The 13338-nt window shown below is 45.0% G+C and carries 16 protein-coding genes; all 16 read left to right on the top strand.

Going from position 1 to position 13338, the window contains the following annotated elements; translation table 11 throughout:
• The first annotated feature begins 5 nt into the window (after window positions 1–5).
• Window positions 6–1451: an MSHA biogenesis protein MshI gene (locus R7P69_RS18895; RefSeq protein WP_225478048.1), complete on the top strand. Its 1446-nt coding sequence runs from the start codon at window positions 6–8 to the stop codon at window positions 1449–1451.
• The gene (gene gspM / locus R7P69_RS18890; RefSeq protein WP_005381197.1) at window positions 1448–2098 is read left to right on the top strand and encodes a type II secretion system protein GspM; all 651 of its coding nucleotides are present in this window, start codon (window positions 1448–1450) and stop codon (window positions 2096–2098) included. The genes R7P69_RS18895 and gspM overlap by 4 nt, the downstream gene beginning before the upstream one ends.
• A complete protein-coding gene (locus R7P69_RS18885; RefSeq protein WP_225478047.1) occupies window positions 2091–2423 on the top strand; it encodes an MSHA biogenesis protein MshK in 333 nt (110 codons plus the stop codon). The genes gspM and R7P69_RS18885 overlap by 8 nt, the downstream gene beginning before the upstream one ends.
• 20 nt (window positions 2424–2443) lie before the next feature.
• Window positions 2444–4084: a pilus (MSHA type) biogenesis protein MshL gene (mshL, locus tag R7P69_RS18880; RefSeq protein WP_238952126.1), complete on the top strand. Its 1641-nt coding sequence runs from the start codon at window positions 2444–2446 to the stop codon at window positions 4082–4084.
• Window positions 4085–4128: 44 nt separating this feature from the next.
• Window positions 4129–4974 carry an ExeA family protein gene (locus R7P69_RS18875; RefSeq protein ID WP_053306808.1) on the top strand — a complete coding sequence of 282 codons (846 nt, stop codon included), beginning with the start codon at window positions 4129–4131 and terminating at the stop codon, window positions 4972–4974.
• Window positions 4971–6065, top strand: coding sequence for a tetratricopeptide repeat protein (locus R7P69_RS18870; RefSeq protein ID WP_225478045.1), 1095 nt, complete (start codon window positions 4971–4973; stop codon window positions 6063–6065). The genes R7P69_RS18875 and R7P69_RS18870 overlap by 4 nt, the downstream gene beginning before the upstream one ends.
• Window positions 6062–7786: a GspE/PulE family protein gene (locus tag R7P69_RS18865; protein ID WP_213894241.1), complete on the top strand. Its 1725-nt coding sequence runs from the start codon at window positions 6062–6064 to the stop codon at window positions 7784–7786. Before R7P69_RS18870 ends, R7P69_RS18865 begins: the two co-directional genes overlap by 4 nt.
• A gap of 8 nt (window positions 7787–7794) precedes the next feature.
• Window positions 7795–9018: a type II secretion system F family protein gene (locus R7P69_RS18860; protein WP_005381186.1), complete on the top strand. Its 1224-nt coding sequence runs from the start codon at window positions 7795–7797 to the stop codon at window positions 9016–9018.
• A gap of 3 nt (window positions 9019–9021) precedes the next feature.
• Window positions 9022–9483 carry an MSHA biogenesis protein MshF gene (locus R7P69_RS18855; protein WP_213898994.1) on the top strand — a complete coding sequence of 154 codons (462 nt, stop codon included), beginning with the start codon at window positions 9022–9024 and terminating at the stop codon, window positions 9481–9483.
• Window positions 9484–9774: 291 nt separating this feature from the next.
• Window positions 9775–10236, top strand: a complete 462-nt coding sequence (locus R7P69_RS18850) for a type II secretion system protein (protein ID WP_213898995.1) — start codon at window positions 9775–9777, stop codon at window positions 10234–10236.
• A gap of 64 nt (window positions 10237–10300) precedes the next feature.
• The gene (locus R7P69_RS18845) at window positions 10301–10534 is read left to right on the top strand and encodes a type II secretion system protein (RefSeq protein WP_213898996.1); all 234 of its coding nucleotides are present in this window, start codon (window positions 10301–10303) and stop codon (window positions 10532–10534) included.
• A 115-nt stretch (window positions 10535–10649) separates the two neighbouring features.
• Complete coding sequence (locus tag R7P69_RS18840) at window positions 10650–11198, top strand: type II secretion system protein (RefSeq protein WP_213898997.1); 549 nt, start codon at window positions 10650–10652, stop codon at window positions 11196–11198.
• On the top strand, window positions 11195–11776 hold the full coding sequence (locus tag R7P69_RS18835) for a prepilin-type N-terminal cleavage/methylation domain-containing protein (RefSeq protein ID WP_213898998.1): 582 nt from the start codon (window positions 11195–11197) through the stop codon (window positions 11774–11776). Before R7P69_RS18840 ends, R7P69_RS18835 begins: the two co-directional genes overlap by 4 nt.
• Window positions 11776–12486: a PilW family protein gene (locus R7P69_RS18830; protein WP_213898999.1), complete on the top strand. Its 711-nt coding sequence runs from the start codon at window positions 11776–11778 to the stop codon at window positions 12484–12486. The genes R7P69_RS18835 and R7P69_RS18830 overlap by 1 nt, the downstream gene beginning before the upstream one ends.
• Complete coding sequence (locus R7P69_RS18825) at window positions 12476–12910, top strand: MSHA biogenesis protein MshP (protein WP_115386313.1); 435 nt, start codon at window positions 12476–12478, stop codon at window positions 12908–12910. Before R7P69_RS18830 ends, R7P69_RS18825 begins: the two co-directional genes overlap by 11 nt.
• Before the next feature lie 8 nt (window positions 12911–12918).
• Window positions 12919–13338, top strand: a 420-nt coding sequence (locus R7P69_RS18820; RefSeq protein ID WP_225478043.1) for a hypothetical protein, incomplete at its 3' end; no start/stop codon positions are given.

Here is a 13338-nt window from a genome sequence, read left to right as displayed (position 1 = left end):
TAATCATGGATTTCAAAGCACTATTCGACAAGCTTAAGCGATCATCTAGTGGTGGTCGCTCCTGCTTTTTGGTTATTCAGCCAGACGCCGTTTATTTATCATCTTCAATCAAAAGTAGTCGTCCATACCAATTTGATATTTCTGAGTCCAATTGGGAAAAAGCCGTTGAGCAAGCATTGAGCGTTGCAGCGAGTGCGTATGATTCATTAACGGTTGTTCTTTCTCATAACTATTACCAGATGTACCAAATCGACAAACCGATCATGCCGCGTCAAGAATGGCCAGCCGCATTACCGTTTTTGTTGAAAGAACTGATCTCTGAGCGTGCTATCGACATTATTGCCGATGCGGTCGAGTTACCGAATTCAACCAAAGTGCAAGCATACGTCTTATCGCGAAAAATATTGGATAAGATTGTGTTACTGGCCAGCCGAGCCCAGTTACCATTAGAAGCTATTCTTCCTGAAGACGATATTTGGGGAGAGACTGCGGGTGAACTAGGAAACTTCCTATTGTTACAACGCAGTGTGCGTGGTCATTTCCGTATAAGCGCTTTTGTTGAAAATACTATTGCGTTCCACCGCTCTATTCGCAGTGTGACGCCACCGTTAACGGGGGTTCCGTCTAGCGATTTACAGATGGACAGTCTGTCGTTAGAACTGCAACGTTCGATTGATTATCTTTCATCTCAGTTACGCCATGTGCAATTACATCAATTGAAAGTGTGCTGCGATGAAGAGGATGAGAGCGAGCTTGTTCAGGCTCTTAATTACCGTTTAAGCACTAAGGTTTCACCGTTATTACCACCAGAACATGAACTATCTGGACATGTTTTGGCTGACACTGCGGCTACTTCAAATACTCGACGCGTCAACTTATATCCCGATTACTTAAAGCCGAAAAAAGAGCTCCTGACGCTAAAAAATATCGCGTTATCTTGGGGCGTTTCGGCGGCTGCAATTCTATTTTCTTACGGCTATGTGACTTGGCAGAGTAGTGGTTTGGAAGATGAGATTGCTATTGTAAAAAGTAAAGGCGATATCATGAAGTCAGAGCTTGAACGTTATCAAGTCAAGCTACGTAAGCATCAACCTGACAATAATAAGCTGGCAGCTAAAGCCCGCTTAGAGCGTGAAGTCAAGGCGAAGCGAGACTCGCTTAAAGCTGTCGGGAAATACGATGACTCGCAACGCACGGGTTACTCTGGCGTGATGCAATCATTAGCGAAGCTAGGAAACCAAGAAATTTCTTTGTCCGAAATTCGAATCAATACCCATACCTTAGACCTGAAGGGACTAGCGAAAAAACCGAGCTCAGTGCCAAATTGGGTTAGCCAATTTAAAAACGAAATTAGCTTGGTTGGTCGAACGTTTGACGACGTCAAAATAGGTCGAAATGATAAGGATATTGTGACGTTTGAACTAAAAACGCGCGAGGATAAAGAGAAATGAACGAATTCTGGCTCTCATTAGAAGGGCGCTTTGGCGAAATGAGTACGCGTGAAAAAGTGCTCACCGCATTATGCGGTTTAGTTGTCGTGATCATGTTGCTCTTTACGCTGGTATTGGAGCCAAAGCTTAACGAGATCATCAGTAATGAGAGGCAACTAAGTAATTTAAAGCAAGCCAATCAAAAGATTGAAATCGATACGCTACGTATTCAGGCGCAACTTAAGAAAGATCCAAATGCTGAGATTGATCGCGCGATATCTAATCTGTTAGCTGAGAGTCAGCATCTTTCGATGCAATTAGCGGAGATCATCGAGCATCTTATTACACCTTCGCAAATGGCTGAGCTGCTTGAAAATGTGTTGGAGCAGCAAAGTGGCATTCACCTTTTGTCTCTGCAAACCTTGCCATCTGAGCCAATAACGGAAGATAAAGAAGCATCGCAATACTCTGGTTACTACGTGCATCCTGTTCGTATGGAACTGACTGGTGACTATTTTTCTATTGCTAATTATCTGAATAAATTGGAGAGCCTTCCTGCGAGTTATTACTGGCGCAGCTTTAGTTATAAAGTCGAAGAGTACCCGAAAGCGAAGCTTGTGTTAGAAGTCTACACACTAGGATCTAGAGAGGAGTTTATTGGTGGTTAACAAACTCATCATCTCATTGCTTGTTATGGCAGCGGCAGGAACCGCTTGGGCAAACCAGGACCCAACGGCCCCACTTGGTTGGGAAAAGCCAGCGGTTGAAACGTCAGCGAAACTAAAAGTTAAACGGTATCGACTGCCTAAGCTCAACAGTATTGTGTGTAAGCCAAGTACTGATTGTATCGCGATTATGGATAACAAACTTGTCGAAAAAGGCGAGCTATTTAAGGGTTATCGCGTCGCGAGCATTAATAGTGAATTTGTAACTTTAAAGCGTGGTAACCGTCAGTGGGACCTAGAGCTTTTTGATTTAAACGTAAAACAATAATAACCAGAGCCCGATCAGATATGCGCAAATTAGTTGTAGGAATAGCGATTGCTTCTTTAATGGGATGTTCAATGGGTCATCGGAATCCAGTGGAAGTTAAAGAAGCGCTCAATGAATCGATCAATCAAGCGAACAGCCGCACATTGGAAGAAATCCCTTCTGCTGTTGAGGCAGACTTGATGCCAAATTTAGACTCGAACGTTGCATCAGAGCAAGGCACCTCGAAGCGTTTTCGTATTCAAGCGAATGCGGTCGATGCAAGAAGCTTTTTCGCTTCGTTGGTGAAAGGCACAGAGTACAGTGTGGCGATTCACCCATCGGTACAAGGTAATATCACTGTCAACTTATCAGATGTAACATTGGATGAAGTTCTGAATGTCGTACAGAATATGTATGGCTATGACGTGGTGAGGTCTGGCAAAGTTATTCAAATCTACCCAGCAGGTATGCGTACTGTGACCATTCCAGTCGATTACCTGCAGTTCAAGCGTTCTGGTCGCTCATTAACCAGCATTGTTACGGGCTCTGTAACCTCGGCTGGTACGTCTAATTCTGGTGGTAGCTCAGACAGTTCTGACTCGTCAGACTCTAACAATGGAAACAACAACGATAGCTCAACCACATCTACGGGTGGTACACGCATCGAAACCATCACTGAAAGTGACTTCTGGCCTATGCTGCAGCAAGCCGTTGCGAATCTAATTGGTTCAGGCAAAGGGCAAAGTGTGGTTGTAACGCCACAAGCGGGAGTTATTACGGTTCGAGCATTTCCAGATGATATTCGCGAAGTACGCGAGTTCTTAGGTGTATCGCAGGAGCGCATGCAGCGCCAGGTCATTCTTGAAGCTAAAATCCTAGAAGTGACGTTGAATGATGGCTACCAACAAGGCATCAACTGGTCAAACTTATCGGCGTCAATTGGTAACTCGGGTAGTATCGTAGTCAACCGCCCTGAATCGGCATTACCATCATTGGATGCGATTGGCACGCTATTGGGCGGTCAAACTAACGTGACTATCTCTGATGGTAACTTCAATGCCGTGTTGAGCTTTATGTCTACGCAAGGTGACTTGAACGTCCTTTCGAGCCCTCGTATTACCGCTGCCAACAACCAAAAATCTGTCATCAAAGTGGGTACCGATGAGTACTTTGTTACCGAGCTATCGAGCAATGCAGGCAACGGTGAAAACTCAAATGCAGTTCCTGAAGTAGAACTGACGCCATTCTTCTCGGGTATTTCCCTCGATGTGACTCCGCAAATTGATAACAAAGGCAATGTGTTCCTGCATGTTCACCCCGCAGTTATTGAAGTCACGGAAGAAGTGAAGCAATTGAACTTGGGCGGAGATTTCCAAAACATCCAACTGCCATTAGCGAAAAGCTCTATTCGTGAATCAGACTCGGTTATTCGTGCTAAAGATGGCGATGTTGTGGTTATCGGCGGGTTGATGAAACAGCAAAATCGTGAGCTTGTTTCTAAAGTCCCATTTTTGGGCGATGTACCAGCACTGGGGCATTTGTTCCGCAACGTAAATAACGTAACTGAGAAAACAGAATTGGTCATCTTGCTAAAACCGACCGTAGTTGGCGTGAACTCTTGGCAGAAAGAGCTAGAGCGCTCTCGTGATCTGCTGCAAGAGTGGTTCCCAGATGCGCAATAAGCGCTGGGAAAGGTTCTGTTTTTCAAAAGGTTTGTGATTCGAGTATGTACTTGTCACACTTTGGATTCCGAGTTCAGCCTTTTTCGTTAACCCCAAATACAGAAATGTTCTTGGGGTTAGTCCCTCACTATGAGGCGATCCAAACCATCCTAGCTGCCGTGCAAATGGGAGAAGGGGTGATTAAGGTGACGGGAGAAGTCGGCACTGGAAAAACCATGGTATGCCGTAAGCTGATCGAGCAGATTGAATCTGAAGTTGAGCTTATTTACTTACCCAATCCAGTGTTGAATGGGGAACAGTTGCAGTTTGCTGTCGCCAGAGAGTTGGGTATCGAGAACGATGATCCGCTGCGTATCGTTTCCCTCATTCAAGAGCACTTGATTCAAGTACACTCCTTGGGAAAGAAAACCGTCTTGATCGTTGATGAAGCGCAAGCTCTTTCCCCACAAGCTTTAGAAACATTGCGTCTATTTGGCAACCTAGAAACGGAACAAGATAAGCTCATTCAATTGGTGTTATTCGGACAACCTGAGTTGGATGAAAGATTGGCTAACCATGAGCTAAGGCAGTTTCGTCAACGCATTACGTTTAGCTGCCAGTTACGTCCTCTCTCTATCGATGAAGGCGTGGCTTACATCAATAATCGTTTAGATAAAGCAGGTAATGGGGCACACATTTTTTCTATTGAACAGAAAAAAGCGATTTGGCGTTCATCCATGGGGATTCCGCGCTTGATAAACCAAATTAGCCACAAGTCGTTGCTTGCTGCATTTAATGAGCGTTGCACACTATTGAAAAATCATCACGTTTACGCCGCTATGCACGATACGTTTGATGCCCGTAAACCTAAGTTTAAAACACCCGTATTTTGGGGATGGAGTCAACCTTGAGTGCCATCAATAAAGCATTATCAGAACTTGCTGAAAAAACATCGCCGTCAGAGCTTACTCGTGCGGAGATTCCAAGTGTCTCACGCAGTAAACCTTGGCTTTGGCTTGTTGCCGGTTTTTCGTTAAGCCTTGCGGTCGGAAGCTGGGCGGTTTCTCGCGGTCCTGTCCCTTCAGGCGAGCTATCACAATTTCAAACCGATGCTATGCCATTGTCGTCTGTGAATGTCTCACCAATTGTTTCATCGGAGCGCACTCACTCGCCAACGAGTAAAATGACGCCCGATACAACTCAAGTGGTTTACACTAAACCAGCCACACAGCCGGTCGCGCAACAGCCTCACATGCAAGAGACTGATAGGTTCACGCCAAAATCTGAGATAAATATCGCCTCTGAAGATGAAGTTTTACTCGCGCAGTTAGCAACGATGCCGAGCGAGGAGCAATACGATCACGTAACCCGCACGACATCAGAAAACAGCTCAATGCGTATTGAGCAGGTTGAGCTTACACATCGTCAGCTTTCCCTTAAGGCTGTTAGTCGAGCGGAAAAGGCACTCGATGCTAACGATATGCAAACAGCGTTGTCGGCTTATGCCGAGGCGTTGCGTTATGAGCCAATGAATGCAGACACGCGTCAAAAGTTATCAGCGTTGTACTTTGGTAAAGGTGACACGCGTAAAGCATATGAGATTATTCAAGAAGGCATTAACCTAGATACGAACAACCAAGTACTTCGCTTGGCCTTGTCTAAGTTGTTAGTGAAAGCTAATCAACCTGAAGCGGCGCTGAGCCCGCTTGTTCATTTGCCTCCAGTACCAAGTCGAGATTACTTGGCGATGCGTGCGGCATTGGCACAAAAACACAAGCAAAATGACATTGCGCTTGAGAGCTATCAACTCCTCACTCAGCGTGAACCGGAAAACGCGCGCTGGTGGTTAGGTTTGGCTATTCAACAAGAGCGTGCCCTGGCTTTCACTACCGCGATCAACTCTTACAACCAAGCTCTGGGTAAAGTTGGCATTTCGAATCAATCGCAAGCATTTATCCGTGACCGTTTGAGCATCTTGAAAGAGTTGGAGAGCGCACAATGAAAATTCAGTTGAGAAAACGCTTGGGCGACCTTCTGGTAGAGGAAGGTATCGTCTCTGAAGAACAAATCCAGCAAGCACTAAACGCACAACGCAGTACCGGGCAGAAGCTAGGGGATGCGTTAATTGACCTTGGCTTTATTACCGAAAAGCAAATGTTGGACTTCTTGTCTCAGCAGCTTGGTTTGCCACTGATCGATCTTGGTCGTGCGCCTGTGGATGCCGAAGCCGTGCAGATTCTACCTGAGGTACACGCACGTCGCTTACGTGCGATGGTCGTTGCTCGAAATGGGGACACACTGCGCGTTGCTATGAGTGACCCTGCGGACTTGTTCATCCAAGAATCATTGATGAACTTGTTGGGCCAATACAACCTTGAGTTCATTGTGGCTTCAGAGCGTCAGCTCATTTCAAGCTTTGACCGCTATTACCGCCGTACTAAAGAAATCGCCTCCTTTGCTGAGCAGCTGCATGAAGAGCATAAAGATGTACAAAGCTTTGATTACGGTATTGATGAAGCCGATAGTGAAGAGGTTACCGTTGTAAAGCTGGTTAATTCCATGTTTGAAGATGCGGTACAGGTTGGAGCTTCGGATATTCATATTGAGCCAGACGATCAAGTATTGCGTTTGCGCCAGCGTATTGATGGCGTATTGCATGAAACGCTCTTAAATGAAGTGAATATTGCATCGGCTTTGGTTCTTCGACTGAAGTTGATGGCACACCTAGATATTTCTGAAAAGCGCTTGCCACAAGATGGCCGATTCAATATCAAAGTTCGTGGCCAATCAATAGATATTCGTATGTCGACGTTACCAACGCAGTACGGAGAATCTGTGGTAATGCGTCTGCTTAACCAGTCCGCTGGTTTGCGTCCGTTAGAAGAGTCAGGCTTGCCGCCAGACTTGCTTGCTCGCTTACGTCGACAGCTGGCGCGTCCGCACGGCATGATTTTGGTTACCGGGCCGACAGGTTCTGGTAAAACCACCACGCTTTACGGCGCATTGAGTGAGCTCAACGAACCTGGGAAAAAGATCATTACAGCAGAGGACCCGGTTGAATATCGTCTGCCTCGCATCACTCAGGTACAGGTTAACAGTAAGATCGATCTAACTTTCTCGCGTGTCCTTAGAACCTTTTTACGTCAAGACCCAGACATCATTCTTGTTGGTGAGATGCGTGATCAAGAGACGGTAGAAATTGGTCTGCGAGCTGCACTAACGGGTCATTTAGTATTGAGCACTCTTCACACCAACGATGCTGTCGACAGTGCGTTACGTATGATCGATATGGGTGCACCGGGTTACTTGGTTGCTAGTGCAGTCAGAGCTGTGGTGGCGCAGCGTCTTGTGCGCCGAGTTTGCCCAGATTGTAAAACAGAAGACCACTTAGATGAGTCTCGCCAGCAGTGGTTAGCTGGGCGTTTCCCAAATCAAGTTAGCACCATTTTTTATAAAGGCGCAGGTTGCCAAAACTGTAACTTGACTGGTTATCGAGGCCGAATCGGTGTGTTTGAAATGCTCGAACTTGAGCAAGAGATGATGGATAAATTGCGCGCCAATGATGCGGTTGGCTTTGCGCAAGCCGCGCGCCGCTCAGAAAACTATAAGCCACTGCTTGCTTCTGCAATGGAACTGGCGCTACAAGGCATCGTCAGTTTGGATGAAGTGATGACCCTAGGTGAGGGCGATGCTTCTGGTAAGACTGATCCCATTTTCATATAGGTAAGTGAATGCCAACTTTTCGTTATCAAGGCCGCACGCTAGACGGCTCATCCACTAACGGCAAAATCGAAGCAGTGAACTCAGAAGCTGCGGCGGAAGCATTGATGAATAAAGGGGTCATCCCGCTCAATGTACGGTTAGAGAAAGAGTCGGCAAAAAGCCAAGTGAGCTTATCTAAGCTGTTTGTGCCTGCTATTCCGTTGGAAGTAATTATTCTTTTCTCTCGCCAGTTGTTTAGTTTGACTAAAGCTGGCGTACCTTTGCTGCGCTCTATGCGTGGCTTGTTGCAAAATTGCGAAAACAAACAGCTCAAAGAGGCGCTAGAAGATGTCGTTTCTGAACTGAGTAATGGCCGAGGTTTGTCTTCTGCGATGCAGCAACACAGCAAAGTATTCAGCCCACTATTTGTTTCTATGATCAACGTCGGTGAGAATACGGGTCGGCTTGACCAAGCGCTATTGCAACTGGCGAATTACTACGAACAGGAACTTGAGACTCGCAAACGCATTAAAGCGGCGATGCGTTATCCGACGTTTGTCATTATCTTTATCACCATTGCCATGTTTGTATTGAATATCTTGGTGATCCCTGAGTTTGCATCGATGTTCACGCGCTTTGGGGTTGAGCTACCACTGCCGACGCGTATTTTGATCGCGACTTCTAATTTCTTTGTTAATTATTGGGTGTTGCTGGTTGTGGCAATGATTGGCGCGTTTACGGTGTTCAGAGCGTGGGTGGCGACGGCTGATGGTCGGGAGAAGTTCGATAAGTTTCGGCTTCGGCTGCCAATTGTAGGCGATATCGTTAATCGTGCGCAGCTTTCTCGTTTTGCCAGAACCTTTTCGTTGATGCTGAAATCAGGTGTGCCACTTAACCAGTCTTTGGCTTTGGCCGGGGAAGCCTTAGGGAACCGTTTTTTAGAAAACCGAATTCTTGAGATGAAGTCCGCAATTGAAGCGGGTAGCACCATTTCAGTGACGGCCATCAACAGTAAAATATTCACCCCATTGGTGATTCAGATGATTGCAGTAGGTGAAGAAACTGGTCGTATTGATGAGTTGCTGCTGGAAGTGTCGGATTTTTACGATCGAGAAGTCGATTACGATCTAAAAACACTGACCGCAAGAATAGAACCATTACTTTTGGTGATTGTAGCAGGTATGGTCATGGTGCTGGCATTGGGTATCTTCTTACCAATGTGGGGAATGCTCGATATCATCAAAGGCGGCTAATAGGTGGTTGAAAATCAAAGCCGAGCAACGCTTATTGTGTTTGGGGTTATTGCTACGATCATCGCTGTTGGCTTGGCGGTCAAATTACGTCCTGTGACCGAGCAAGCACAAGTAACTGGGGCTAAGTTGGCGAGAGTTTGGATGCAAGATAGTGTTCAGCGTTATCGTCAAGCTTGGCTAGTACAAGGCGAGCCAGAACATATGCTGATGGATGGCTTAAACCTTACTATGACTGAGGGCGGGTTAGTGTCTCCCTTTACTCAGCAAGGTGTATTAGATTGTGGTTATTGGCTAGCGGTGCATTACCCCCAACGTAAAATAATGACCAACAAGTTAATAGATATCAGTGGAGCCATCAAAACTGATCGTTATGTCTGTCAATACACTTATGAAAATGGTCAGTCGATTGTAGTTATCTCAACTACTAATCAACTGAAAATATACGTCGAAATGTCGGCGGAGTGAATTTTTTGACACCTAAGCACTATAATTGGTAATGAAAGTCGGTATAATGCAATCATTACCATAAGTAACAGGCTGTAATAGTGGGTAAACAATAATGTGTTTTTCTCATTTCAGCATGAACTGAATAATGGCGAATCGTCATTCTGCTCAAGCGGTAGATACAGTATCCACTTCACGGTCAGTTTTAGTGAACGTTGCTGCCCCAAACCGTTTTGACAATATCCAAAATGGTCGCGTGACCTAAACAAAACTTTGCAGTTGTACTGCATGCTTACATAGAGAGAGTAAACAATGAAAAGACAAGGTGGTTTCACCCTTATCGAATTGGTAGTGGTAATTGTAATCCTAGGTATTCTAGCGGTAACTGCAGCACCACGTTTTTTGAACCTACAAGATGATGCTCGAGAGTCTGCAGTTCAGGGGCTGAAAGGCGCGATGGACGGTGCAGCAGGTATTGTATATGGTAAAGCAGCTATTGAGAACCAAGACGGAGCTACTGGAAAGCTTACAATTAATGGTGAGACTCTTGACCTGATTCATGGTTTTCCTCAAGCTACCTCTTCGGCACTTAATTTAGCTGTTGATGGTTTACAAGATTGGGCTCTATTGATTGATAACAATGATGGCACGACAGCAGGCTCTAGCATTACTTACGGTTTAAAAGGATACACTGACAAGTGTGTGAAATATACTTCAGCTTCAGGAAAGGATAGCCCTGCAAAAACTGAAATAACAGATACTTGCTCTAAATAAAGTTTTAAAGGCCAGCTAGTCTGGCCTTTAACTCTATATTTTGATTGATCTCGGAATAGTTCATATGCGTAAATCATCAGGTCTTAGTGCAATAGAGTTTGTGGTTGTGCTGATTATCTTGGGTGTGATCGGTTATGTGGTATTACCAAGATTTATCAGCTTCGAGCCAGACACTTACGAAGCAAAGTGGGAGCAAACCAAGCAAACCGCCGAGCATGTTTCTGAAACGCTAAGCAATAAAGAAACGTACGATCGAATTGAAGAAGAGATTGGCCGTTCAAAAGGGCAAAATAACTAGACATTGGTTGTTTGTTCGTCTGTTCACACTTCGAATCGAAAAGTTACAAACCTATCATTAATCTCATAATTTCATCGTATACTTATTTCGCTTGTTCTAAGCCTAAGGTTGGGTTATGAAAATTCGCAGCTCTGCATTAGGGTTCACGTTAATGGAGTTAATCCTCGTGATTGTTCTCCTCTCTATCCTTTCACTTTTTGCAGCCAGCCGTTTTATGGGCTCAGGCAGTTTTTCTGCATATGCATTACAAGAACGCGTGATTTCTGTGATTCGCCAAGTGCAGGTGAATCGTATGCAGTCGAATATCAGCATCCCAAACAAGTCTTATCCTGAAAGGTGCCTACCTAGTAGCTACAAAGCTGGAGAGGACTCTAGCTACACTAATTTTTGTTTGTCGATTACAAGCTCTTGCATCGGGTCTAGTGCTGCATGCGGCCTGGCTAGCAAGGAACAAGACACTCGTAGTGACATGGTTGTTGATAAATCCGCAAAGTTTTCACAGACCAATGCTGTAACTAATCCAATCGAGTTTGATTTATTGGGTAATCCAATAAACTCAGCGAGTGGTGGGGTTTCAATCCTGATTGAAGATAAGCATGGTCGAAGCCGCTGCCAAGTTGAAATTAATACTCAAGGCTATGTTTCTAAAGGTACATGCTCATGAAGAAATCTAGTGGCATGACTTTGATAGAAATGATCATCGCGATTGTTTTAATGGGCATTGCGATGGTGGCGTTTACTTCTTTTCTTGTCCCTCAGGTTAGAGATTCTGCCAATCCTCATTATCAAATGCGTGCTGCCGCATTAGGCCAAGGTTTCATGTCTCAGATATTGTCGCGAGGCTTCGATGAAAACAGCGACTTTGATGGTGGCACCGTTCGGTGTGGTGAGAATGGAGTGAGCTGCACTGACGTAAATAAATTAGGTGCGGATAAAAAACTAGACGGTTCCTTGGAAACAACGCCTAGTGATTTCAATGATGTCGATGACTATATCGGGTGTTGGAGCACATCTACAACGGCTTCTCAGTGTGATGGTGTCCCTAGAGGGAATATTAGTGATGTACTTGGTGCGGACAGTACTGAGCAGTACAAAAACTTTAGATTAGAAATTAGCGTTGCCTATGATGATCTGACGGATAAAGCTCCCGATGAAATAACCGAATACAAAAAAGTAACATTAAGGATTTTTGCGGGGAACACGCAGCCCCTTACTTTAACAGCTATTAAGGGGAACTACTGATGAAAGATCGTGGTTTCACCTTAATGGAAATGATAGTTACGATTGTGGTCGGCAGCTTCATCATGTTGGGGATAGCTGGGTATGTCCAGTTAGGAATGAAAGGTTACGCTGATACTATCGATCGCCAACGAATACAAACACAGGCTCAGTTTGTTTTAGAAAAGATGACCCGAGAAATCCGCCATGCTGTACCTAATAGTTTTCATGTGCCAAAAGGAACAACTAATTGTCTAGAGTTTGTGCCGATTGAATATTCTGGTTTTTATGTATTTACGGCGAACGATATTGAATTTTTAGTCGGTAATGATCCTGATCTTGAGTCTATTCCAGAGAAGAATCGGATGGTGATAAACCCTAGCCGCTATGAGGACCTTCAGTCGTCTTCCCAAAGTATTGATATTAGCGGTTTAACCAAAACGAAAGAGGCATTTGTCGTCAGTGGTGCTGCCAGTTCAATAGGTGCGACATCGGTTTCGGGTCGTCATTACATCTACCAACCCAGCACTGAAGTCCGTTATTGCTTCGATAACGGCCGAGTACTTCGTAATAATGTCATTGTCACGGATAGTATTGATGCCTCAGCGAGTTACATGCGTTATGTTGAGCCAACTCTACAACGTGGTGGACTAGTGCATATTAACTTAGAGTTTTTACAGGATGGGGAGCGTAGTGTGTATCAGCAAGACGTGCAGGTGCTCAATGTTCCATAGAAGAAACTCCAGCGGAAATGTACTAATCATCGTGTTGTTCGTCATTATTGTAATGGGATATTTGGCTTCCTCTTTAATGAAAGTGACATGGTCGAATCAAAGCGGATTAACAAGAGAGTTTTTGGGAACAAAAGCTTGGTTTGTTGCTCAGTCTGCAAATGAGTGGGCACTGACCAAGTTATATCCACTCAACGGTTCGAGTGATAGCGTGTCGACGCTCTGTACTGACGAGGTAAGTGGTGCAACGCCTAATGTCACACAAGGGACAGGATGCACGCTTAAATCAATGAGTTGTGTATATTTAGGAACTCTGAACAAAGATACGTCTGCAGCAGAGTCATTATTTAGGGTGCAAGCTACGGCCGTTTGTGGCTCGGGCTTATCAAAAGTTCAGCGCCAGCAAGAGATTTGGGTGAGGGAGTAATAACAAGAATGAAAAAACTGATTTTCTTAGCCTTGATATGGATGACGAGTACGGCGAACGTCCTCGCAAAAGAGTACGATATTACGCCTAAGAAGAACTACAGATGGATAATCTGGCCGATTTACTCAGTGTTTGATGGTTGGACTCCGAGAGATGCGGATTATTTATGTACTAACGGCTACCTAGAGGGTAAGGACTCTGCGAGGCCTGAGCCTACAACCTACGTATGCCCGAATGGACTCACGTTAAATAACGAAACCATTGTTTCTGAAAGTGAGATGACTATTCGCACAGGAGGTCAGATTATACTCAAAGATAATAGTCAGGTCGGCAACTCAAACGCTCCCATCAACTTATCCAGTAGCGGTGAGATAAAAACCGAAGGCGGCACCAATACCATCAATGGTAACGTGACAGCCGACAGAAAC

The sequence above is a fragment of the Vibrio sp. 661 genome (assembly GCF_033339315.1).
In the GTDB taxonomy this organism is placed as follows: Bacteria; Pseudomonadota; Gammaproteobacteria; order Enterobacterales; family Vibrionaceae; genus Vibrio; species Vibrio alginolyticus.
Note: the sequence above shows the minus strand (reverse complement) of the source record. Positions and strands in the feature narration are given on the sequence as shown.